The sequence below is a fragment of the Streptomyces sp. NPDC001536 genome, assembly GCF_042894505.1.
Taxonomy (GTDB): Bacteria; Actinomycetota; Actinomycetes; order Streptomycetales; family Streptomycetaceae; genus Streptomyces.
The window spans coordinates 41,165-62,106 of record NZ_JBIAVQ010000028.1 but is presented as its reverse complement, the minus strand read 5'-3'; the positions used below and the strand labels follow the sequence as shown (position 1 = coordinate 62,106).

The following is a 20,942-nucleotide window of genomic DNA, read 5'->3' as shown; positions in this document are numbered from 1 at the left end:
GAACCGACTCCAAGCCATCGAACGAGACACCGACGTGGCCTGAGTGGTGCACCTATCCCCGTACTTGGTGGTGCACTCACACGAGTACGGGGACAGCGTCATCACCAAGGCCGTCCTCACCCTGGAGAAGCAACGCTGAAAACGCTCAATGAGTAGCAAACCCTGCGACTGTGGCGCCTTCCCGATGCGGATCGGAGCAGACCTGGCGTACTACGCTGGATCCCTCCGCTGAAAGCAACGCCCGGTTGCGGCTGAGGTGTGACGCACCCGCAGACAGAAGATGATGAGTGACGCTAGCCTGACTCTGTGTCAGTGGATCGGAGGCGGCGCTCACCACACACCGTCTATGTGCGTCGCCAGCGCGAGCTGTCCCTCCTGCGTCAGATCCTGAAGGAAGGCGCGAAGATCACCAATGTGCACGGAATCGCCGGCTCCGGCAAAACAAGGCTTCTGGAGAGCCTGATCGAGGAGCTGAGCGGCGCCGGATACGCGGTTGCCGTGATCGATTTCCGTCACCTGACCCGCTGGGATCCTGTCGCGTTCATGCTCGATTTTGCCGAGCAGCTGAACCTTCCAGAGGCAGAGGAGCTATGGAGAGCCGCCGATGACACCTCCGTTCGCCTGCTTTCCTCGCTCCACTTCGAACCATATGTGGCAAACGCCCCGCGCATTAGCGTAGAGGTCGAAAACAACACATTCCATGGAGACGTCGGGGACGTTGTGGGGATCAAACTGGAGAACGTCCAGATGGCCCTTCCGGCCTCCGAACTCCAGCGGATCGATGACGAGCGGATCACTGGAGTTACCCGGGCCTTCGGCTTGGCGTTAAAGGGATGGAGCCGGGACAGGCCCCCGGTTCTCGTCCTGGACTCGTGCGAGTTGCTGACTGAGCCGGAGTCCAGTGACGGCAGGGCGCAGTTCTCGTCCTGGCTGTGGACGCGGTTCATGACGCTCGCCGTCGGCCCCCACGGCAGCTTGCCTCAGTACGTGATGGCTGGCAGGAGCCGCCTGAACCGGGAGGACCTGCCAGCACGGGCGTACGAATCCGTGCACCATGTGTCCCTGGACGGGTTCACTCAGGACGAGGCGCGTCTGTTCCTTGAGCTGTCGTGCGGCGCTTCAATCACCGAGGAAGCCGCTGCGTCCGCCATCATGCTCAGTCGGCTGAATCCACTCTGCCTCAGCCTGGTCGCCTCCATTGTCGCGGCTGCCCCGGAGGGGACAGAAGAGGTCGGTCAAGATGTCTACCGTGAGGCTGAGACCACCCTCGTCACCGAGTTCTTAGTTAGACGTGTTCTCGACCAGCTTGAAGAGCCGATGGTCACCGCGCTGCGCATGTTCGCAGTCCCACGCAAAAATAACGAGCACATCTTCCGAGCCACCATGACGGAGCCCGTGGCTGGAGCCATTGCACTCTGGCGGAGAATCCTCGACTTTGGATTCATTTCCCCCGCCCGGGGCGGAGGGTGGGAGATGCACGCCCTCGTGCGCTCGTTGATCCTCTCAGATTTTCGTGCCAGCGCGCCGCATGATCTGAGGGCGGCGCACGCACGCCTCCACCGGCTCTACGCCGAAGAAGTCGCCGAGCAGAACTGGATGTTCGTCCCGCAGTTCCCGGACATGGTCTACCACCTCGCTAGGGCGGACCACCGCAACGTCCGCATCATCGCGGAGACGTACGTGCGGACCGCCATGCGCATGCGCAACGTCCGCCTGATCGCCGTCACCTGGGACTCGCTGAAGGAGATCGAGGCCACCGCAGAATCGGCTGCGTGGCTCGTCTACATCGGCGCTGTGGCACAACTCTTCTCCCGTCCGGATGAAAGGGCTACAGGCCAGCTCAAGGCCATCTGTGGGAACGCCATCTATCCCCCAGTACTGCGCCTCCTGGCAGCGTCGTCGCTCGCGATTTCCGAACAGCGCCAGGGCCAGCTCACGCGCGCCGCCGACTGGGCAGAGAAGGCCCTTCCGCTGAGCCAGATGGCGCAGGAAGATGCTGATGACCCCACCGAAGCGGCTGCTCTCAGCATCGCGGCCTGTCTGAATGATTTGGGCACTGTCCTGCGTACGCAGATCCGACTCGACGCCGCCCTGACCGTGTACCAGCGCGCTGAGAAGGTCGGCCGCACCGGCAGGTTCGCCAGTTCCCGCTGGGAAGCGGCGTACGCGCTGCTCTATCAAGGGGTCATTCACACCGGTGGCCTGAGCGACTACGCGGCTGCAGCCGCCCACTTCTCGGCCGCCGAGAAAGAGTTCGGAAGGTTGGGAGACTCTGTGGGCGTGGTTATGGCCATCCAGCGGCAGGGGTGGCTCGCCCGTATGCGGGGCGATCTCTCGAAGGCTCTTGAGGAGCACGAACGGGCCCAACGCTGTCTCGCGGAAATGTCTGAAGTAGAGCCCCTGCTTGCCGGAGAGGTCGCCCACAGCACCGGAAACGTACTACGTCAGCTCGAGCGCTGGGAGGACGCCAGGGAGCGGTATGAGTCTGCCCTCGCGTCATTCACCGTTATCGGAGCCGAACGGCACCTCAGACTATTGGCGAAAGATCTGGGAGAGCTCCTGGTCAGAGTCGGGAAGATCCGCAGGGACCTGGTGGTATTAGCAGAAGGGGTCGCGCGGCTTGAGGCCGTACTGGGCCAGAACCGGGCAGCAGGACAGGAGCGCGAGACCAGCCCGATCCTCTCACTACTGGGTGAGGCGCTCACCGAACTCGGAAACCGCTGGTCTGCTAGGGAATACCTAGAAGAGTCTCTGAAAATAGCCCGGGATACCAGGGTTCCCATCAACGAGTCACGCGCTCTCGCCAAGAAGGCCGTGCTAGCCCTCGATGGCCAGGGCTTCAGCGATGAGGACGTACGGACCCTTGCGGAAGAATGTGTCGCTCTCTCCAGCGCGCAGGAATTCTGGCACTATCGAGCCGAAGGGCTGATGGTTCTCGCCGTTCTCGCCGTACGCGCTGGAAGTGCAGCGGAGGCGGTCTCTTTACTTAGGGGCAGCGTGGAATCTGCCGTACGATACAACGCAAAGAAATCCGCAGAGATCGTGTCGGCTTTCGAGAAGCACGCCGCAGCCGCAGTAAGCGCTGTGGAGCTTCGGCAGCTTGTCCAGGATAGTTTGGGATCTACTCAGGTGGAAAATCATGGTAAACGTGGAGATTCTCGACCCCAACACCTTCCAGTCAAGCGGAAAAGTGGTGGACATCCGTGAGGCATGGCGTGAAGGCTCCTGGATCGGCACATTCAATCTCTGGATCGCTCAGGAAATCGAAGGCCGGCGGTTTCTGCTCTACCAGCAGCGCGCCCACGATGCCTCTTGGGCGCCTTCATGCCTAGACGTGGCGGCGGGCGGTCACTACGAGGTCGGCGAGTCGCTCTACGACGGGCTGCGGGAAGCGAAAGAGGAACTGGGTAAGACGTACCAACAAAAGGATGTTTGTTTTCTCGGCAGAAAGTTGTACCTATCCGACAGGAACGGTTACAAGATTCGGAATGTCGTGGATGTGTGCATCGTCCGGGATGATTCTCCGCTTACGGCTTTTGAACTGCAAGAGGAAGAACTGGCCGGGCTATTCCGATGCCCCATCGATGAACTCATCCGGGTGCATACGGAAGAGGGGTACGCGTTTGTCTCCGAGGGGCTACTGGTGCATCAAGGTATTCATCAGCAGGCGACGGTCACTGTGACGCGGGATAGCTTTCCCTACAACTGGGATTCCTATCATCAGAAAATGACTCACTTGGCAAATAGGTTTCTTGACGGTGAGACGCATCTATTCTACTGAAAGGGTGGTCGGGGGTGAGTTTTCGCATTTTATGCGCCGGCTCGGTATGTCTTGATACCGTGGTGCGTCTAGGTACTGACTCGTTTCCTAAGCCTGGGGAACTAGTGCCAGTACCTTCGCTGATCAATGCCGTAGGGGGATGCTGCGGCAACTCTGCCACGGCTCTGGCCAGGCTCGGCGCGGCAGATGTACGCATAGCCGCCCTGATAGGCGACGACGCGGCGGGGGCCCTGGCGCTTTCTTCATTGGAGAAGGCCCAGGTGACCGGCGCGATGATCTGTCCCGGTCAGTCCACGGCCCACAGTGTGGTTCTGGTCGGGTCCGAGGACAGGTCTTTCCTCTACTGCCCTGGCGTGAACGAGGACCTGCAGTTGGACGAATGCCTATCCGTACTGCTGAGCCGCCCGTTCGACGCTTTGCTGGTCACGGATCCGTTTCTGACACATGTCGGTCGGACAGCCCTGGCCGAGTTATTGTCTCAAGCCCGGATCCAAGGTGCCGTGACCGCCCTCGATCTGTGCTGGGATCCCTCCGGGCAATGGGCCGAGTTCACGGATGGCTGCTGGCCATACGTTGACATCGCCCTCGCCAATCTGGAGGAAGCGCGGATGGTCACGGGCGCCCGGGACGCCAGCCATTGCGCGTCATACCTGTGCCAGGCCGGAGCCTCAATGGCTGTCATCAAAATGGGGGCCGAGGGGCTCCTAATTCGATCCGCTGACGAGACCCTGCAGGTGGCGGCTCAGCAGGTTGAATGCCAGGACCCGACAGGCGCCGGCGACTGGTGCAACGCAGGCGTCGTCATGGGCTATCTCGCAAGTCGTTCCGCGCAGGTCGCCGCACAGTGGGGCTCACTGGCAGGCGCTTCGGCCGTCAGAACTCTGGGTGGGAGCACGGCGACTCCGCTTCCGGAACTCACAGCGTCCCTGGCCCGCTATTTGACAGCTACTGAGGAGGTATCTCCTTGAGTTTCGGACTCTGGTCGAGTTTCATGGGCATCCCTTTGAAGAACCCTTTCTTGCTGGCTTCCGCACCCCCGGCCGCATCGGCCGAGGCGATTGGCCGGTCTGCCGCTCTGGGCTGGGCGGGAGCGGTGACCAAAACCCTCACCCGTGAACCGCAGTACACCCGTAATCTAACGCCGAGTCTACTCCCGGCTCGAAACCTCGGATGGCAGCGCATCGGCATGCTCAACAACGAGCTGCGGACGCCGATGACTCTAGCTGAGTGGTGCGCGACGGAAATACCTGCGGCCCGACAACTCGCAGGTGCTGATTTCTGCCTTGGGGTGAGCATCATGGAGGGACCCTCGCTCCGCGACTGGGAAATCAGCGCACGCCAGTGCAGTGAGGCGGGAGCCTCGTACCTGGAGCTGAATGTCTCCTGTCCGCATGGTGCTCCCGAGAAGTTTCGTGGGACGTTCATCGGCGACGACCCGGGTTTGCTCGGCGAAGTAGTGAAGGCAGCCTGTTCCGGCTCCGCCGTCCCAGTGGCGGTCAAGATGAATGCGTCGTCCCACTGCCTTGTTGAGGCGGCGACAGCGGCGATTGCGAACGGGGCGGGCGGCCTCGTCTGTACGAACACGACCCCAGGGCTGCCCCCCTTCGATCACCTACTCGGACAAGCCGAGGGCGTCCCCCTGACGCCGATGGGACTTTCCGGATCCTCGCTCCTTCCCATGAACCGCCTCGCGGTTGCCCAGCTGTCGCGCGAAGTTGGGGCCGACGTCATGGCCGTCGGCGGTGTCTCGGGTGCGGCAGACGTGATCGACTACTCCATGCTCGGGGCAAGGGCCGTTCAAGTGGCTACCGCCGTTATGAGCCGCGGCTTGAAACTCCGGGCATCCCTTGAACACAACGTGACCTCCCGTTTGGCGGCCGCCGGCGGTGCGTCCTTTGACTCGATCATTGGGTCGGGGTTGCGGTGGGTGACTGACGCAGATCAATGCCCCGACGAGTGGTTCACCCGAACGGCTGAAGTTGACATGATGCGCTGCACACTGTGTCGGGCGTGTGTTCCTGTTTGTGCCGAGTCAGCGGCTTCCTGTATCTCGGTGGCCGATGACCTATTGAAGATCGACGAAGATCGCTGCACAGGTTGTGGTCTCTGCCTCATGACATGCCCTGTGGACGCGCTTCACCTGGGTAATCCGTCTGACAAGAAGGGCCTCGATGTCTAGCTCGACAACCATGATCTTGGTGAGTGTTGCTGCGGGACTGGTGCTGATGGTCGTGGCGGCTCTCCTTGCCAAGAAGCTCGGTCTGCGTCGGCTGAAGTTCTGGTCACTCGAAGTGGAATCTGACAGTCCGGCTTCGGGGGAAGGCGTCGACGACGAAGGGCGGCACTCGACGTCCGGCACAGTGAATGTACGGGGCAGCCGCTTCGGCGGAGACGTCGGCGACATCTCCGGTGTGAAGATCGTGGGTCCCGATGCCGGCCCTCCGAGCAGGCCGGGAAACACCGACACGGGGGAGCCGATGTAAGCGACTGCCTCAGCGGCGCCAGCACTACAGGCGCGAGAGCCGCTACCTCGACAGCCAGAGTCCGGGTGTACACGGCGGGGCCTGCGCGTTATACCCGACCACGACGCCGACGTCCGCTCCCGGTGGGAGAAGGAGAGCCGTGCGCCCGAAGGCTTCTGGGACACCCGGATCGACGTTGGCCTTCTGACCGATGCGCTCGACGTCAGTGGTCGGGCCCGCCATGGAAGCGGAACGGGGCGCCTGCAACACCGTCACGTTCAAGCCCTGCTTGCCCTCGACCACCACCCCGCCCTGAGGAAGCTCCTCGAGGCCCAGTCTGACCGCGACGACGAACGGGCCCAGGACGAGGACGGGCGGTCTGCCGATCAGGCGCGTGCTCTGCTGGAACTCATCGGTGATGAAGAGGCCCAGCGCCGTGCGGAGTCGGCCGAGAACCCCAACGAGTACCACCCCAAGCACAACCCTGACGGCCACGACTTCGACGAGTGGCCGGTGTGTGGGTCCGAGACCTTCTGTGTCCAGGGCTTGGACATGTGGGGGCGTGTCGGCTTCGGGCAGTGCGTCGTCTGTTCGTACAGGCTCAGTCCCCGTGTCGCTGATGAGGAAGGCTTCGGCGAGCACCTCGCATGGCAGTTGGGAAAAGACTGACAACTGAACGCTCAGCTCGCCAGGAGTCGTGGCGAGGCCGTGGTGTACCTCGCTTCCGACGACGGCACTGTGCACATCAGCTTCGCCGCCGCGCAGTCCCGCGCGCTGTCCCGCCCCCGCCGTGCGAGGGAGCTCGCCAACCACCACCCGGCGACGTACGTTCGGCGTTCGACATCCTGGCCCACCCCGTAGCGGGCTTCCCCGAACTGCGCCCGTGCCCGTACTCGAAGTGCCGCCAGGTCCTCTTGGACGTGCTCGCCGACGTCGGCCCGCCGATCGAGCCGGTGTGGTCGACGACCGACTGTAGCGAGGCCCTGCTCTGGTATGCGGCGCTCGAGGGGACGGGGCTGCCGGTGAGGATGTCCCACTCGTCGCCGCGGTGTACTTGGACGGCGATGTGGATCGGGCCGTCGGGGCGGCTGCGGGTGCCGGGGAGCGGGGATCGGGCTGCGGAGGGTCTCGATGGCGGGCGTGAAGGGCCGGCACCGGGCGGCTCTCCTGCGCTGTCCCTGTGTGTCAGGGGACGAGCCGTCGGGCGTCCCAGACAAGGATGGAGGCGCTGCCCAGGTGCCAGGTGGCCAGGTACCGGCCGTCGGGCGAGGTCCGCACATGGTGGTCCCTGCCGCGGCGGTCCGGGGTGAACTCGCCGAGCAGTTCGCCGGTGTCGGTCCGGTGGATGCGGACGGTGTCCCCCGGGACGGCGAGCCAGCGGCCGCCGTCGCCGACGGCGAACCGGTGCGAGCCCGGGATGTGCAGGCGCTCCCGGCCGCCGGGCAGACCCAGGATCCGGACCCCGTCCAGGGTGACGGTGGCCAGCCAGCTGCCGTCGGGGGCGAAGGCCAGGCGGTAGACGGTCCCCGGTGACGTGGGGAGTTCGGCCTGCAGTTTGCCGGAGACGGGGTCCCACAGCCGGATCCGCCCGTTCAGGTCGCTGACGGCGACGGTCCGGCCGTCCGGGGAGCAGGCCATGGCGCTGACGTGGGTGCTGGGGTCCGACTTCTTCCCGAGCCGTCTGATCGCGTAGGTCGTGCTGTCGATGACCGCGGGGCGGGGCGAGGTGTCGGTGGCGACCCAGGCACCGCCTGGGTCGAGGGCGAGTTGGGTGGTCCAGCCGTCGACCGACCGCAGGTGCCGGCCGGTGGCGGCGTCCCACCAGCGGGCGGCGTCGTAGTCCCCGGTGATGACCCGGCTGCCGTCCGGCGTGATCGCGCACACCTCGTGGATCCCCTCGGTCGGGCCCAGGACGTGCCGCACGCTCCGGTCGGCGACGTCGTGGATCCGGCTGGCCTTGTGGCCCGAGGCCGTCACCAGCCAGCTGCCGTCCGCCGCCAGGGCGACGTCCTTGACGTACGACGGGGACGGCAGCACGCCCACCAGGGCTGACGTCAGGTCGGTGGCGACGCGACCCGGGGCCTCCTCCCGCAGCTCCTGCCGGAGGAGGTCGGCCTCCGCCCGCAGGACGGCCTCGCCGGCCAGGGCGTCGAGCAGCAGCCCGGCCCGGAGAACCGGGTCCGGGCAGGCGCGGCGCTCCAGGCGGTGGGCGACGCGGTCCACGGCCCGGCGGGCCGCGTCGATCTCGGGGGTGTCGAACATCGCCAGGTCCGCGCGGAGTGCGGCCACGCCGCAGACCCTGACCTTCGCGGCCTGCCAGCGGGGGTTTTGGACCAGTCGTCCGGCGGCGGCGTGGTCGTGGGCGGCGATGTGCCAGGGCAGGTGGTGCCAGAGGTAGGTCTCGGCGACCGGCAGCTGCCACCAGTGGCCGCCCTCCGGCGGCAGGGTGACGGCCCGGGCGAGGACGCGGCGGTGCCCGGCGCGGATCTCCTCCGGGGTGCGGTGGGAGGAGATGAGGGCGTGCAGCCGTCCGGGGAACGTGATCCGCCGCAGTCCGTCGCCGCCCCGGGGCAGGGCGACGAGTCCCCGGCTTTCCATCATCGGCAGGACGGTCAGGGCGGGGCGCTCCGGCGTGACGTCCTCCCAGCCGACGGCCAGGTCCGACAGCAGGATTTCGACGTCCGGGGGGAGGGCGGTGAGCGCCAGGACCTCGTCCCGGAAGATGTGGAGGTCGGCCAGCGCCTCCCCCTCCGGGCCGCCGCCCCACTCCGCCGCCCGGGCGGCCGCTGCGCCAGCTCGGGCCCGTTCGTACCGTTTCCCGCGCCGCAGCCAGTCCATGTGCCGCCCCTCCCTACCCGACTGGCGGACAGTCAATCAGAGCCTCTGCCGGCAACCCCGCGGGGGTGAGGCCGCGCAAGCCGACGTCCGACCACAGACCCCAGGTCCGCGGCGTCAGCCACGGCACCCGCGAGCTGACCGAGTCCGCAGCCCGGTCCCCTCGCCGCAACACATCCACCGGCATCGGACGCACCTGCCCCCACCGGAACAGCTTCGTGAAGGCCGCCGCCTCCCGGTCCCACTTCGCCCCGCTGATCCGCTCCGGGTTCTCCGGCGCCACACATCGCCAGTGCCGATAGTCACGAAGATCCCGTTCGGTGGCCCTTCGCCACAGAACCCCACGCGAGGACAAGAACTCGAGCAGCAACCGCGTACCCGTCGCGTAGTTGCGCTTCGACTCCCGTTCGAGCGTGCTGAATTCCCTCGAGCGGACGTAGTGCAGCAGGTCCGCGTCGACCATCCCATCGGGCCTGATGAACACCGGATCGCCTGGCCGCAGCCCGATCCGTGCCACTGCCTCCGGCAGGTCCTGTACCCCCAGGACGCCGTCAGCTGGCAGCGTTCTCCACCGTCCCGAATTCGGGACCCACACCACATGCCACGTGCCCACCAGCCGATTCCCCCTGACGCTTGAACACAAGCAATCATCAGGGAAGTTGTGACCGTGGTCCGGCTGCACTGACCGGTGACCCTGCGGATCGGCAGCCGGGAAACTCTGAGCGGGTGGCGAGGGGCACTTGGCAGAATTCGGCGTGTGGGAACAGCACAGCAGACATCGCGGCAGCACCTCATATCCCAGGTCCTGCTCACAGAGTTCACGGCGCCCGAGCCGAAGGGCGGCAGCCTGCAGCTGCTCCCGTTCGACCTGCACAACCCCGGACGCGTGCACAAGCGGATGCCCACCAGCCGATGCGGCTGGGTCAAGGACTTCGTCGCCGTCGACTCCCCATCCGTTGAGGCACTGTGGGGCGACGTGGAAAGGCGCGTGCCTGCGGCGCTCGCCGCCGTGCACGCCGGCACTCCACGCGGCTTCTCCGCTCCGGCAGCAAGCCGCATCACGTCGACCGCATCCTCAAGGACCGCGGTGTCGGCTTCCTGGACCGAGGCCACATCCTCAACGAAGCAAAGAAGCGCAACAAGCGTTCCTGAGGACCGGCCCGCGGCAGCGTGGACAACGCGGCTGGGCCGCCCGTGTGCACGTGGCTGCTTCGCCGGCCGCCGGCGGCTTCGCACAGCGGAAGACCCCGGCCGTGTTCACGGACCGGGGTCCCAGCAGTCGACGGACGTCCACGGTCGTGCCCCTCCCCCACGCTGCCTCGGCTGCCGCTCCCCGCGAACCGCCCCGCCGCCCGACCTCTCGCCGGGCTGCGGCGGGACATCGAGGCGATCCTCACCGGGTAGCGAGGCGACGGCTCGACCAGCGCGATCGTCTGTCGCTTCGCTCACTCGGCGACGTCGACGCCGTAGCCGCGAGCGAGGTCGGCCAGTCCGTGGTCGTAGCCCTGCCCGACGGCTCGCAGCCGCCACCCGTCGCCCCTGCGGTAGAGCTCGGCAAGGATCATGGTGCGCTCGGTGGTGGCGGCGTCGAGAGTGGCCCGGGCGGTCGAGGCCGCGCCGATCCCGCAGGTGACGGTGACATAACGGGGGGGGTACAGGGAGGGGGGCTTCTCGTGGGTGAAGGGGCGCCCTTCTGGTGTCCGGCGGGATCGGTGCCCGCGCTCACGTCATCGAGACGACGACCTTGCCGGCCTTCGCGCGGCCCTTTTCGACGTACTCCATGGCCTGGAGGGTCTCGTCGAAGGGGAAGACCCGGTCGACGACGGGGCGGATCTGTCCGGCGTCGATGAGGGCGGTGAGTTCGCGCAGTTGGTCGCCGCTGGCCCTCATGAAGAGGAAGGAGTAGGTGACGCCGAGGCGCTTGGCCTGGCGCCGGACCTTCGCACTGAGCACGGCGACGCCCAGGCGCATGACCGCGTTCGCGCCGAGTTCGACGCCGGTGGCCGGGTCGGGCGGGCCCGCGACGGAGATGGCCAGGCCGCCGGGCTTGAGGACGCGCAGGGACTTGGTGAGGGTCTCGCCGCCGAGGGAGTCCAGGACGACGTCGTAACCGTGGAGGACTTCGGAGAAGTCCTGCGTGCGGTAGTCGATGACCTCGTCCGCGCCGAGGTCCTTGACCAGGCCGACCTTGGCGGTGCTCGCGGTGGCGGCCACGTGCGCGCCCAGTGCCTTGGCCAGCTGGATGGCGATGGAGCCCAGGCCGCCGGCGCCCGCGTGGATGAGGACCTTCTGGCCCGGCTGCACGTTCGCCCGCTCGACCAGGGCCTGCCAGGCGGTCAGCGCGACCAGGGGGAGGGAGGCGGCCTCGGTCGTGGTGAGCGTGGCGGGCTTGAGGGCCAGGTCGTTCTGGTGGATGGCGATGCGTTCGGCGAAGGTGCCGATGCGGTCCTTGTCGGGCCGGGCGTAGACCTCGTCGCCCACCGAGAAGCGGGTGACGGACGATCCGACGCGGACGACGGTCCCGGCGAAGTCGTTGCCCAGGACGAGCGGGAGACGGTAGGGCACGATCGCCTTCAGTTCACCCTTGCGGATCTTGTAGTCCAGCGGGTTGACGCTCGCCGCGTCGATCCTGACCAGGACGTCCTCGGCACCCATCTGGGGGTCGGGTGCATCCCCGCCGCGCACCGTGGTCGGGTCGCCGTACTTCTCGACCATGAAGGCCTTCATCGTCATCTCCGTTCGTTCGGTCTCCCGCACGGGCGGGGACGAGGGGTGTGTCCGTTACGGGCTTCTGCCGGTAAGGGGAAGTCTGTGGCGTCGTCCCTGTCGGCGCATTCCGCGCCGGCACGGACGGGCGGGGCGGGCGTCAGGCCGCGGCCGGCCCGGGTGTGCCGGCCAGACCCTGCTTGACCTGCCGGGTGACCTCGTCGGCGAGGATCTCGGGCAGGCCCGCCTCGATGCCGAGCAGTGCCTGCGCCGCGACGTCGGCGGGGGAGACCTTCTGGTCGGCGGGGACACCGGCGGCCATGTCGGTGTCCATGTAGGCGACGTGCAGTGCCGAGACGGTGATGCCGCGGGGCGCCAGCTCCTCGCGGGTCGCGTCGCTCATTGCCCAGGCGGCGGCCTTGGAGGCCGCGTAGGAGCCGGCGCCGGCCGGGTGGTACCAGGACAGGGCGGACAGGACGTTGAGCACGGCGCCGCCGCCGTTGCCCTCGATGACCGGGGCGAAGGCCCGGGTCGCGATGAGCGGGCCGACGTAGTTGGTCATTATCTCGCGGTGCACGTCGCCCAGGTCGCCGCCGATGAGCGTCGCGCCGGTGGCGAGGCCCGCGTTGTTGATCAGCAGCGTCGCATCCGAGGCGATGCGGGCGGCCTCGTGGATCGACTCCGGGTCCGTCACGTCGAGGCGCAGCGGGCTTACACCCGGCAGGTCCACCGTCTCGGGGCGGCGGGCCGCCGCGTAGACCTTCGCGCCGCGCTCCACGAGCTGGGCGGCGAGATGCCGTCCGAGGCCCCGGTTGGCGCCGGTGACCACTGCGACCGCGTTCTTGAGTTCCATGTCCGCTCCAGGTTCTGTCGGGCGCCGTCGGAGCACCCTCACGTGTTTAGATTGCTTTACCAATCTAAACACCAGACTACGATAGATGCCAATCGGCATCCAAACGAGAGAACGGGAGGTGGCCATGGGCCGCGTATCGCAGGCGCAGGCGCAGGAGAACCGCAGGCGGGTGGTGGACACCGCGTCGCGGCTGTTCCGGGAGCAGGGCACGCACGTCAGCGTCGCCGATCTCATGAAGGAGGCCGGCCTCACCCACGGCGCCTTCTACAAGCAGTTCGCCTCCAAGGAAGCGCTCGTCGACGAGGTCACCGCCCACGCCATCGATGAATGGGTCCGGTGCCATGCGGCCCCCTTCGAGCAGTACGGAGGGCGCCGGGACGCCGCTCAGCGGGACCTGATCGACGCCTACCTCTCCTCGGAACACCGCGACAACGCGGCGGACGGCTGCCCGGTCGCGGCACTTGCCGCCGATGTCGCGCGTGCACCCGAAGACCGCGAGGCCCGCCGCACCTACACGCAAGGTGTGGCCGACCTCGCCGCGTACCTCGCCCCCGCCGATGCGCCCGGCGGCGAGGGTGGCGAGGAGGGCTTCGTCCGGCTGTGCACCTTGGTCGGTGCGCTGCTCCTCTCCCGGGCCACCCAGGGCTCCCCGCTCTCCGACGACATCCTCGCCGCCGCGCGTGCGGCCCTGGCGGAGACGGCCTGATCGGGGGCGCGCACCCATCCGGAGTCGCGGGCGCGGCGGCCGCCGTCACCGTCAGCGCGGCAGCAGCACGCCGAACTGGTCCCGGATCTCCCGCAGGATCTCGTCGGCGCTCGCGGCGGCGTTCACGGTCTGTGCCATGGCGAGGAGCATGATGGCGGACACGACGCGCGCCGTCGTCGCGGCCTCGCTCTCGCCCGTCCGCCCGTCGCGGCGCAGGATCGCGGCGATGGCCTCCTCGGTCCGCCGCGTCGATCAGCTGGGCCTGGGCGAGAGATCGAGTGAGGTGTACGCCACCCCTCGGGGAAGCGTGGACTGGACGGCACAGCCCGCCTGCGGCCTGCCCTCTCCTGGTCAGGGGCGGGGCCCGAGCCGCTCACCCATGTTCAGTTCCAGATCGAGGGTGGCTTCTGGGCTCGCCTCCCCCAATTGCTGGAGGCGTTCTTGGACGGAGTCCCGGGCGAGTAGTTGGCTGAAGCGCGAGTTGGTGTCCGCCAGGCTCGCGGGGCTGGGCGGGGGGACTTCCTGGTTGAGGATCTCCTTGATCGCGTGGAGTGCCTCGGCGTCGAAGAAGGCGATCCGCTGTGCGAAACGTTCGACGAAGGCGTCCAGTCCGGCGTCGGGGACAGCGCGGTTGATCCAGCCGTAGCGTTCGGCGGTGTCCGCGTCGTAGTCCTCGCCCGAAGCGATGATCTCCAATGCGCGGGCCCGGCCGGTGAGCTGCCCAAGACGCTGTATGCCGCCGCAGCCGGGGATGATGCTGAAACCGATCTCCAGCTGGCTCAGGACGGCCTTCTCGCGGCTCGCGAACCGGACATCGAGCGCCGTCAGGAACTCGTTGCCGATGCCGCGTGCGCGGCCTCGGATGGAACCGACGGTGATGAAGCGAGCTTGGCGCAGTCGGCTGACCAGGTCGAACCAGCTCGGCATCCCGTCCCCGAACTCGCTGATTCTCCACAGATTGAGGTGCGCCATGAAGAAGTCGGGCAGGGCGCTGTCGAAGACGACGACCTTGACGTCGGGGTCCGCCTCGAGCCGCTCGACGATTCCGGCGAGGGAAGCCTCCACCTCGGGGTCGTAGAGGTTGATCGGGGGGTGGTTGAAGGTCACCCGCCAGTAGCCGGGGCTTCTGAGCTCGGCGCGGACGGGGGCGTTTGCGTTGTTCAGCGTGTTCTCGGGCACGGAATGAAATTCCTTGTCGTGCGGGGGCGCGCAGTGTTGGGCGGGCCGGGCACCAGGCCCGCTCCGGAGGGGTCCGGCACGGCTGGCGGCGCAGCAAGCGTGAATCCGGCAGGCACCCTCAACTGTGAGGGGCGGCGCTCTCCTCCGCGAGTCGACGTTCGCGCTCGGCCAGTCTCCGCAACTGTCGTGTCCTGCCTCAGCTAGGCGCGGGTAGCCGAACGGGGCGATGAGCGACCCTGTCGTGGACAAGTACAGATGGTGCAAGGCATCCGCCTCTGCTGCCATTCCTGCGGCAAGGAGCCCGCAAAGACCTCTCCGACCCGGTCGGCGCTCTTGTGTGCACCGTGGTATCGCGTGCCGAAGTTCTGCTGGGCCTTGTAGGCGGGGATGTCGCCGGCGCCGATGGTGCGCCGCAGGATGGCGGTGATCTCCCATCCCCTGTCAGCGTCTCGCAGTGCCTGGAGCAGTGGTACAAGGGGCTTGCGGTAGCGGGCAGCGGCGCCCCGCGGTTCGGCGGCCTCATCGTGCAGTGCGTTGTCGTGCATCTGCCCGATGACGTCGGCCAAGGACAGCTCGGGGTATTCCATGGCCCACTGCTGCCCATCGAGGGCCTCCGCCATGCCCTGTCCCTCCGGGCGGGCACGCTCTGGCGAGGAGGCCGCACCGGGCGGCCTCCTCTGTTTCAGCGGTCCGCTCCGACGCTACTGAGCGTGGCTCGCAGGGCAGGCTTGTCGATCTTTCCGGTGGGATTGCGCGGCAAGGCGTCGACCACGTGGAAGTCAACGGGGAGCTTGTACTTGGCAAGAGATCCACGGCAGTGGTCGAGCAGCTCATCGGTGGTGGCGGCCGCATCCCGGCGCAGGACGACGAAGGCGACCGGCACCTCGCCCAGGCGGGTGTCGGCGGCTCCCACCACGGCGGCCTCGAAGACGTCGGGGTACTCGCCGAGGACGGTCTCGATCTCCTTCGGGTAGATGTTGACTCCCCCTCGGATGATCATGTCCTTGATGCGGTCCACGAGGACCAGATAACCGTCCTCGTCGAAGCGGCCGACATCCCCGGTGTGCAGCCAGCCGTCGAGAATCGCGCGGGAGGTCTCCTCCGGGCGTCCCAGATAGCCGCGCGTCACGTTGGGGCCGCGCACGACGACCTCGCCCGTCTCTCCCGCAGCCGCAGTCCTGCCGTCCAGGCGCACGATGGCGGCCTCCACGCCCGGGAGCGGAAGGCCGACCGTACCCGGCTTGCGCCGGGCGAGCGGGTTCACCGACACCACGCAGGTGGACTCCGACATGCCATAGGCCTCATGAATGGGAATGCCGAACCGATGTTCAAACCTTTCGATCAGGTCGAGTGGCAGCGGCGCGCCACCGCAGATGGAGAACCTGATCGACGAACAGTCCGGCTGAACCTCCTCGGAAAGCTCGGCGAGCATCATGAGCATGGTCGGCACGGCGGAGAAGAACGTCGGCCCCACTCGCTCGACGTAGCCGAAGAAGGTATCCACCTGGAAACGGCCGGTGATGGTCACCCTGGCGCCCCCCAGCAGCGGCATCAGGAGGCTCACCACGATCCCGTTGATGTGGAACAGCGGCAGAATCAGCAGGCTGTGGTCCGTCTCATCCATTTCGGTGACCTCGACGAGCATCCGCCCCATGGCTGAGACGTTGGCATGGTCGAGCAGCACTCCCTTGGGCCTCCCGGTGCTGCCGCTGGTGTAGATGATCAAGGCCAGAGACTGCGCCTCCGTGGACGGCGCGATGGGCTCGCCGGACGGGCCGGCCTGCAACGCGGCGGCGGGGAGGCTCCCGGCGAGCGGGGCGGGTTCGGGCGTGACGACGACGACGGCACCCGAGTCACCGATCTGGTACGCGGTCTCCGCCTCGGTCAGCCTGGGGTTGATCGGCGTCACCGAGGCGCCCAGTCGCCAGGCGGCGAACAGGGCCACCACGAACTCCACACTGTTGGGCAGCATCACGCCCACCACGTCCCCAGGCCCCACCCCGCGCTCGCGAAGGACATGGGCGGCCTGTTGGACGCGCGTGAGGAACTGGGCATTGGTGAGTTCGGCGACGTCGTCACCGACGCACAGATCCTCGGGGGCACGCTGGGCCCGCAGATCCGGAAGGGCAGCGAAATGCATGACGGCTCCTCGTCCCGTGTTCCCCTCGCCGGTGAGGGGGAGATGAAGGAGACGCTAGACAGCGGCCGGGGCACGCCCTACAGGCACAGAGCACGAGACCGGGCATGGTTGTCGTGCTCTGAGAACAAGGAGCCACCCGTTGCGCCTCGCGTCGAGGCGCGCCCGTAGAGGTGTCCAAGGCGACTACCTCGCCGTGGCCGAACCGGCCGCATCGAGGAGGGGCGCCGCGGCCGGGACACCCGAGCAAAGCGACGAAGCGTACGCAATGACCTGCACACCTGCTGGCAGGAGCATCGCTGCGCCCCCTGCCGGCCGAACACCACCCGGGCCGGTGCCCGGCGGCCGTCAACCCTTGCGCAACATAGGTAAAGTACATACGGTTGTGACACTCCGCGGGTCGTCCGCCCGACGCGAGAGCATCTCGACGGCGAAGCCGACTGCCTCGGCCTGTCGCCTCAGACACGATTGGAGCCCACGCGCATGGGCGACCTCAGCACCTCGACAACCTCCCTGGGAATCGGCGACTTCCGCATTCCCGATGGGCCCCTCCCCACCCGACTGGGCATCAGCGTCCTGGAGGCGACCCCCAAACGCGTGGTCGCCACGATGCCGGTCGAGGGGAACACCCAGCCGTTCGGTCTCCTGCACGGCGGTGCCTCAGCAGCCCTCGCCGAGACGCTCGGCTCCCTGGGAGCCATGCTCCACGCCGCTCCCGACAAGGTCGCCCTCGGCGTGGATCTCAACATCACGCACCACAGGGGCGTCGGTTCCGGCGACGTGACCGGCGTTGCCACTCCCGTCCACCTCGGCGGCTCCGCCGCCACGTACGAGATCACCATCACCGACGCGCAGGACCGCCGCGTCGCCTCCGCCCGTCTCACCTGCGTGCTGCGTCCGGCCCCGGCCGCCTCGGACGGCACCGCCAACTGACCGACGCCGAGTGCCGCGACGGCGACCTGCCGTTCCCTCGCTCACGCGTTGTTTCGCTCGACTTCTTCGTACGCACCGTCTCGCTGGAGCCGCCATGTCCTCCCACCCGTTCTCTGCCCCGGGTAAGACCTCCCACGTCACCCGAGGCATCCGAAGCACTGGCCACGCGCCCGCCGAAGCCGCCCTCCGCGCCGACCTCGGGGGCGAGTGATGGGGGAATACAAGGCCCCGGTGGAGGAGTACGACTTCCTGCTCCGCCACGTCATCGACGCCCAGCACATCCTGGACGTCACCACCGACGGCGAGGTGGACCTGGACGATGTCCGCGAAGTTCTGGGACACGCCGGCACCCTCGCTTCCGAGGTGCTGGCCCCCCTCAACGCGGTCGGGGACCGTGCGGGGACCACGCTCACCGAGGGCAGGGTGACGACCGCACCCGGCTTCACCGAGGCGTACAAGGCGTTCGCCGGGGGTGGTTGGGTCGGTATCGGCCTCCCGCGCCACGCTGGTGGTGAAGGCATGCCGGCGGTGGTCTCCAACGCCGCCACCGAGATCTGGTGCGCGGCGAACATGGCGTTCGCGCTAGGACCGGGCATGACCATCGGCGCGGTTCACGCGATCTTCAACGCCGCGGACGAGAAGATCAAGCAGGTCTATCTGCCGCCGCTGGTGTCCGGCCAGTGGACAGGGACGATGAACCTCACCGAGCCCCAGGCCGGGACCGACCTCGCCGGGATCCGCACCACCGCCCGGCCGCGCCCGGACGGGAGTTGGGCGGTGAAGGGCCAGAAGATCTTCATCACCTGGGGCGACCACGATCTCACCGAGAACATCGCTCATCTCGTGCTGGCCCGCACCGAGGGCGCGCCCGAAGGTCTCGGCGGCCTCTCACTGTTCGTGGTGCCCAAGTACATCCCGCGGCCCGACGGAACCCCGGGCGAGCGCAACGCCGTCCACACCGTGTCCCTGGAACACAAGCTGGGTATCCACGCCAGCCCCACCTGCGTACTCGACTACGAGGACGCGACGGGCTGGCTGGTCGGCACCTTGCACCGTGGGCTCGAGGCGATGTTCGTGATGATGAACCACGCCCGCGTCGCGGTGGCCGCCCAGGCCCTGGGCGTGGCCGACAGGGCCTTCCAGCAGGCCGAGGCGTACGCGGCCGAGCGCGTCCAGGGCGGCGTGGTGGAACGACCGGCGAGCACTCCCATCGCCGAACACCCGGATGTACGGCGGCTGCTGCTGTCGATGCGCAGCGGCATCTCGGCCATGCGCGCGTTGCAGGTCCAGGTGGCCGGCTGGCTCGACCTGGGGCGCGCCGGGGAATCCGCCGAGGAACACCGGTTCGCCGAATTCTTCGTCCCCGTCCTCAAGGGCTGGCTCACGGAGACCTCCGTTCAGATCACGTCCGACGCCCTCCAGGTGCACGGCGGCTCGGGCTTCATCGAGGAGACCGGCGCCACCCAGCACCTGCGCGACGTCCGGATCACGCCCATCTACGAGGGCACCACCGCGATCCAGGCCAACGACCTGGTCCGTCGCAAGGTGGCACGTGACGGCGGCGCCACCGCGGAGGCGGCCTACACCCTGGTCGCGTCGTGCCTGCCGGCGCTGCGCAGCCACGACCACCCGGTCGCCGAGCGCACCGCGTACCGTCTGGAGCGGGCTCTGGCCGCCGGTCGCCAGGCGACCGCAGCGCTGCTGCATCAGTCCCGCGAGAACCCGCGGGACGCGCTCGCCGGCGGCGTCCCCTACCTCCTGCAGTGGGGACTGCTTGCCGGCGGCTGGATGCACGCACGCATCCTCCTCGCCGCGCTCGAAGCACCGGAACACCCGTCCACGGCGCGACGCATTCTGGACGCCGACTTCTACGGTGCCCACCACCTCAGCCGGGTGCCACAGTTGACCGAAGTCATCGCGGCCGGAGAGATCGTGTAAGCGTTCGGTTCCGCGCCGCGCCCGGCGAATGAAACGAGGAGCGAGCCCTACCATGCAGCCCACGTTGGGAGATGAGGCGCTTGCCGCCCTGGTGTCGGACCGCCTTGTGGCGATGCGGGATGCCGTGCTCCGGGACGTCGTGCGAACGGTCCGCGCGGAGATCGGCGAGTTCGACCAGGACCCGGTCGCGCGCTCCCTCCTCGAGGCGAGCATCACCGAGAACATCGTGGCGGTACTGCACTTCTCCGCTCGGGGCATCGACGCCGAGCACATCGAGACCCCGACCGCGGCTCTGGCCCACGCACGGATGCTGGCCCAACGCGGCATTCCCCTGTCGGCCCTCGTACGCTCCTACCATGTCGGGCACACGCAGGCTCTGAGCCTATTCCTCACAGCACTGGACGATCTCCCCGCCGATGAGCGGGCGCATCTCGTAGTCGCGCTGGTCGACCGGGGCGGGATGTACATCCACAAGGTGTGCGAACAAGTGAGCCGCGCCTACGAAAGCGAGCGCGACCGGTGGCTTGCCGACCCCAGCGGCGTCCGCCAGTACTGGGTCGGCAAACTGCTGGGCGGCGGCCCGATCGACCGGGCCGCCGCCGAACGGGCACTTCACTACCCTCTGGACACCGTCCACCTCGGCTGCGCACTCTGGCCGACCAGTGAGATGACTCCGTCTCAGCTGTCCTCCGCCGTCGAGGACGTTCGTGCACACCTGGTGACCAAGGTAGGTGCCCGGGCCTCGCTCGTGGTACCGACGGACGCGCAGGAGTGCAGGCTGTGGCTCGCCCTGCCTCCCGGGGCAGACCGTGAGCTCGGCGCCTTCGAACCTCCGGCCGCAACGCGCCTGCACGCCTCCCTGGGCCGGCCCGGCGCCGATCTGGCCGGCTTCCGCACCACGGCGCGCCAGGCCGCCCAGGTCAAGGAGATCATCGCCACCCGGCAGAGCCGGCCAGCGCGCCCGGTCGCCGGATCCGAGCGGCCCGCGGAACCGCAATGGGTGCGATACGACGACCTCGCGCCCGTCGCACTGATGGCAGGCGACCTGGTGGCCGTCCACGAGTTCACGGCGGCGACGCTCGGAGCGCTCGCAGACACCGGGGTACGCAACGCCATGCTGCGCGAGACGCTCCGTACCTTCCTCGATCACCACCGGAGCCACACGGCTGCGGCAGAGGTCATGCAACTGCACCGGAACTCGGTGCAGTACCGGGTGCAGCAGGCCACCGCGCTGCTACCGGCGACAGCCCGGAGTCTGGAGCACGACTTCAACGTCCGCGCCGCGCTTCTGCTCGTGCACTGGCTGGGGGGGGGCGGGCGGGGGGGCGGGGCACGGAGCGAGGAGTTGGCCGGGCCCGGGGCCCCCCCCCCCCCCACAAACCACACCACCCCCCCCACGCCCGCCCCCCACA

At 67.8% G+C, this 20,942-nt stretch carries 18 protein-coding genes and 1 pseudogene; 10 read left to right on the top strand and 9 right to left on the bottom strand.

Features of this window, described 5'->3' with window-relative positions; translation table 11 throughout:
• The first annotated feature begins 348 nt into the window (after nucleotides 1-348).
• The 5 genes from ACFY0U_RS43990 to ACFY0U_RS43970 are packed head-to-tail and all read left to right on the top strand — an operon-like array spanning nucleotide 349 to nucleotide 6,264.
• Complete coding sequence (locus tag ACFY0U_RS43990) at nucleotides 349-3,207, top strand: tetratricopeptide repeat protein (protein ID WP_388645897.1); 2,859 nt, start codon at nucleotides 349-351, stop codon at nucleotides 3,205-3,207.
• Nucleotides 3,149-3,781 carry an NUDIX domain-containing protein gene (locus ACFY0U_RS43985; RefSeq protein WP_388645895.1) on the top strand — a complete coding sequence of 211 codons (633 nt, stop codon included), beginning with the start codon at nucleotides 3,149-3,151 and terminating at the stop codon, nucleotides 3,779-3,781. The genes ACFY0U_RS43990 and ACFY0U_RS43985 overlap by 59 nt, the downstream gene beginning before the upstream one ends.
• A gap of 14 nt (nucleotides 3,782-3,795) precedes the next feature.
• Nucleotides 3,796-4,749 carry a carbohydrate kinase family protein gene (locus ACFY0U_RS43980; RefSeq protein WP_388645894.1) on the top strand — a complete coding sequence of 318 codons (954 nt, stop codon included), beginning with the start codon at nucleotides 3,796-3,798 and terminating at the stop codon, nucleotides 4,747-4,749.
• Nucleotides 4,746-5,960 (top strand): 4Fe-4S binding protein, encoded by a 1,215-nt coding sequence (locus tag ACFY0U_RS43975; protein ID WP_388645893.1) that lies wholly within the window; start codon nucleotides 4,746-4,748, stop codon nucleotides 5,958-5,960. Before ACFY0U_RS43980 ends, ACFY0U_RS43975 begins: the two co-directional genes overlap by 4 nt.
• On the top strand, nucleotides 5,953-6,264 hold the full coding sequence (locus tag ACFY0U_RS43970; protein ID WP_388645891.1) for a hypothetical protein: 312 nt from the start codon (nucleotides 5,953-5,955) through the stop codon (nucleotides 6,262-6,264). The genes ACFY0U_RS43975 and ACFY0U_RS43970 overlap by 8 nt, the downstream gene beginning before the upstream one ends.
• Nucleotides 6,265-6,306: 42 nt before the next feature.
• Here the strand turns inward: ACFY0U_RS43970 and ACFY0U_RS43965 are convergent, their stop codons facing one another.
• Nucleotides 6,307-6,885, bottom strand: coding sequence for a hypothetical protein (locus tag ACFY0U_RS43965; RefSeq protein ID WP_388645889.1), 579 nt, complete (start codon nucleotides 6,883-6,885; stop codon nucleotides 6,307-6,309).
• A gap of 66 nt (nucleotides 6,886-6,951) precedes the next feature.
• Here ACFY0U_RS43965 and ACFY0U_RS43960 point away from each other — a divergent pair, with 66 nt between their 5' ends.
• Nucleotides 6,952-7,104, top strand: a complete 153-nt coding sequence (locus ACFY0U_RS43960) for a hypothetical protein (RefSeq protein ID WP_388645888.1) — start codon at nucleotides 6,952-6,954, stop codon at nucleotides 7,102-7,104.
• A gap of 324 nt (nucleotides 7,105-7,428) precedes the next feature.
• On the opposite strand, the gene ACFY0U_RS43955 is transcribed toward ACFY0U_RS43960, so the two are convergent.
• The 5 genes and pseudogenes from ACFY0U_RS43955 to ACFY0U_RS43935 all read right to left on the bottom strand — a co-directional run bounded on the left by ACFY0U_RS43955 (nucleotide 7,429) and on the right by ACFY0U_RS43935 (nucleotide 12,637).
• Nucleotides 7,429-9,081, bottom strand: a complete 1,653-nt coding sequence (locus tag ACFY0U_RS43955) for a WD40 repeat domain-containing protein (RefSeq protein WP_388645886.1) — start codon at nucleotides 9,079-9,081, stop codon at nucleotides 7,429-7,431.
• Between the two features lie 13 nt (nucleotides 9,082-9,094).
• On the bottom strand, nucleotides 9,095-9,595 hold the full coding sequence (locus tag ACFY0U_RS43950; protein WP_388645885.1) for a hypothetical protein: 501 nt from the start codon (nucleotides 9,593-9,595) through the stop codon (nucleotides 9,095-9,097).
• A 928-nt stretch (nucleotides 9,596-10,523) separates the two neighbouring features.
• Nucleotides 10,524-10,718, bottom strand: a pseudogene (locus tag ACFY0U_RS43945) (TerD family protein); the annotation flags it as partial.
• Nucleotides 10,719-10,800: 82 nt separating this feature from the next.
• Nucleotides 10,801-11,805 (bottom strand): NADP-dependent oxidoreductase, encoded by a 1,005-nt coding sequence (locus ACFY0U_RS43940; RefSeq protein ID WP_388645902.1) that lies wholly within the window; start codon nucleotides 11,803-11,805, stop codon nucleotides 10,801-10,803.
• Between the two features lie 139 nt (nucleotides 11,806-11,944).
• Nucleotides 11,945-12,637, bottom strand: coding sequence for an SDR family oxidoreductase (locus ACFY0U_RS43935; RefSeq protein WP_384176462.1), 693 nt, complete (start codon nucleotides 12,635-12,637; stop codon nucleotides 11,945-11,947).
• 124 nt (nucleotides 12,638-12,761) lie between these two features.
• Between ACFY0U_RS43935 and ACFY0U_RS43930 the strand changes: the two genes are divergently transcribed.
• A complete protein-coding gene (locus ACFY0U_RS43930; RefSeq protein WP_388645883.1) occupies nucleotides 12,762-13,343 on the top strand; it encodes a TetR/AcrR family transcriptional regulator in 582 nt (193 codons plus the stop codon).
• Nucleotides 13,344-13,694: 351 nt separating this feature from the next.
• Here ACFY0U_RS43930 and ACFY0U_RS43925 read toward each other — a convergent pair whose 3' ends face one another.
• From ACFY0U_RS43925 to ACFY0U_RS43915, 3 genes are all read right to left on the bottom strand, one after another.
• Complete coding sequence (locus ACFY0U_RS43925) at nucleotides 13,695-14,522, bottom strand: enoyl-CoA hydratase/isomerase family protein (RefSeq protein WP_388645882.1); 828 nt, start codon at nucleotides 14,520-14,522, stop codon at nucleotides 13,695-13,697.
• A 200-nt stretch (nucleotides 14,523-14,722) separates the two neighbouring features.
• Nucleotides 14,723-15,142 carry a hypothetical protein gene (locus ACFY0U_RS43920; RefSeq protein ID WP_388645881.1) on the bottom strand — a complete coding sequence of 140 codons (420 nt, stop codon included), beginning with the start codon at nucleotides 15,140-15,142 and terminating at the stop codon, nucleotides 14,723-14,725.
• A gap of 62 nt (nucleotides 15,143-15,204) precedes the next feature.
• Nucleotides 15,205-16,662 carry a class I adenylate-forming enzyme family protein gene (locus ACFY0U_RS43915; RefSeq protein WP_388645880.1) on the bottom strand — a complete coding sequence of 486 codons (1,458 nt, stop codon included), beginning with the start codon at nucleotides 16,660-16,662 and terminating at the stop codon, nucleotides 15,205-15,207.
• A 480-nt stretch (nucleotides 16,663-17,142) separates the two neighbouring features.
• On the opposite strand from ACFY0U_RS43915, the gene ACFY0U_RS43910 reads away from it, so the two are divergent.
• From ACFY0U_RS43910 to ACFY0U_RS43900, 3 genes are all read left to right on the top strand, one after another.
• Nucleotides 17,143-17,592 carry a PaaI family thioesterase gene (locus ACFY0U_RS43910; protein WP_388645879.1) on the top strand — a complete coding sequence of 150 codons (450 nt, stop codon included), beginning with the start codon at nucleotides 17,143-17,145 and terminating at the stop codon, nucleotides 17,590-17,592.
• A gap of 210 nt (nucleotides 17,593-17,802) precedes the next feature.
• Nucleotides 17,803-19,530 (top strand): acyl-CoA dehydrogenase, encoded by a 1,728-nt coding sequence (locus ACFY0U_RS43905; protein WP_388645878.1) that lies wholly within the window; start codon nucleotides 17,803-17,805, stop codon nucleotides 19,528-19,530.
• A 52-nt stretch (nucleotides 19,531-19,582) separates the two neighbouring features.
• Nucleotides 19,583-20,942, top strand: a 1,360-nt coding sequence (locus tag ACFY0U_RS43900; RefSeq protein WP_388645877.1) for a PucR family transcriptional regulator, incomplete at its 3' end; no start/stop codon positions are given.

Excerpts from the sequence above, each read along its gene's own strand:
- ACFY0U_RS43970 (WP_388645891.1), top strand. The coding sequence starts at position 5,953 with ATGTCTAGCTCGACAACCATGATCTTGGTGAGTGTTGCTGCGGGACTG.
- ACFY0U_RS43955 (WP_388645886.1), bottom strand. The coding sequence starts at position 9,081 with ATGGACTGGCTGCGGCGCGGGAAACGGTACGAACGGGCCCGAGCTGGC.
- ACFY0U_RS43940 (WP_388645902.1), bottom strand. The coding sequence starts at position 11,805 with ATGAAGGCCTTCATGGTCGAGAAGTACGGCGACCCGACCACGGTGCGC.
- ACFY0U_RS43935 (WP_384176462.1), bottom strand. The coding sequence starts at position 12,637 with ATGGAACTCAAGAACGCGGTCGCAGTGGTCACCGGCGCCAACCGGGGC.
- ACFY0U_RS43930 (WP_388645883.1), top strand. The coding sequence starts at position 12,762 with ATGGGCCGCGTATCGCAGGCGCAGGCGCAGGAGAACCGCAGGCGGGTG.
- ACFY0U_RS43920 (WP_388645881.1), bottom strand. The coding sequence starts at position 15,142 with ATGGCGGAGGCCCTCGATGGGCAGCAGTGGGCCATGGAATACCCCGAG.
- ACFY0U_RS43915 (WP_388645880.1), bottom strand. The coding sequence starts at position 16,662 with ATGCATTTCGCTGCCCTTCCGGATCTGCGGGCCCAGCGTGCCCCCGAG.
- ACFY0U_RS43910 (WP_388645879.1), top strand. The coding sequence starts at position 17,143 with ATGGGCGACCTCAGCACCTCGACAACCTCCCTGGGAATCGGCGACTTC.
- ACFY0U_RS43905 (WP_388645878.1), top strand. The coding sequence starts at position 17,803 with ATGGGGGAATACAAGGCCCCGGTGGAGGAGTACGACTTCCTGCTCCGC.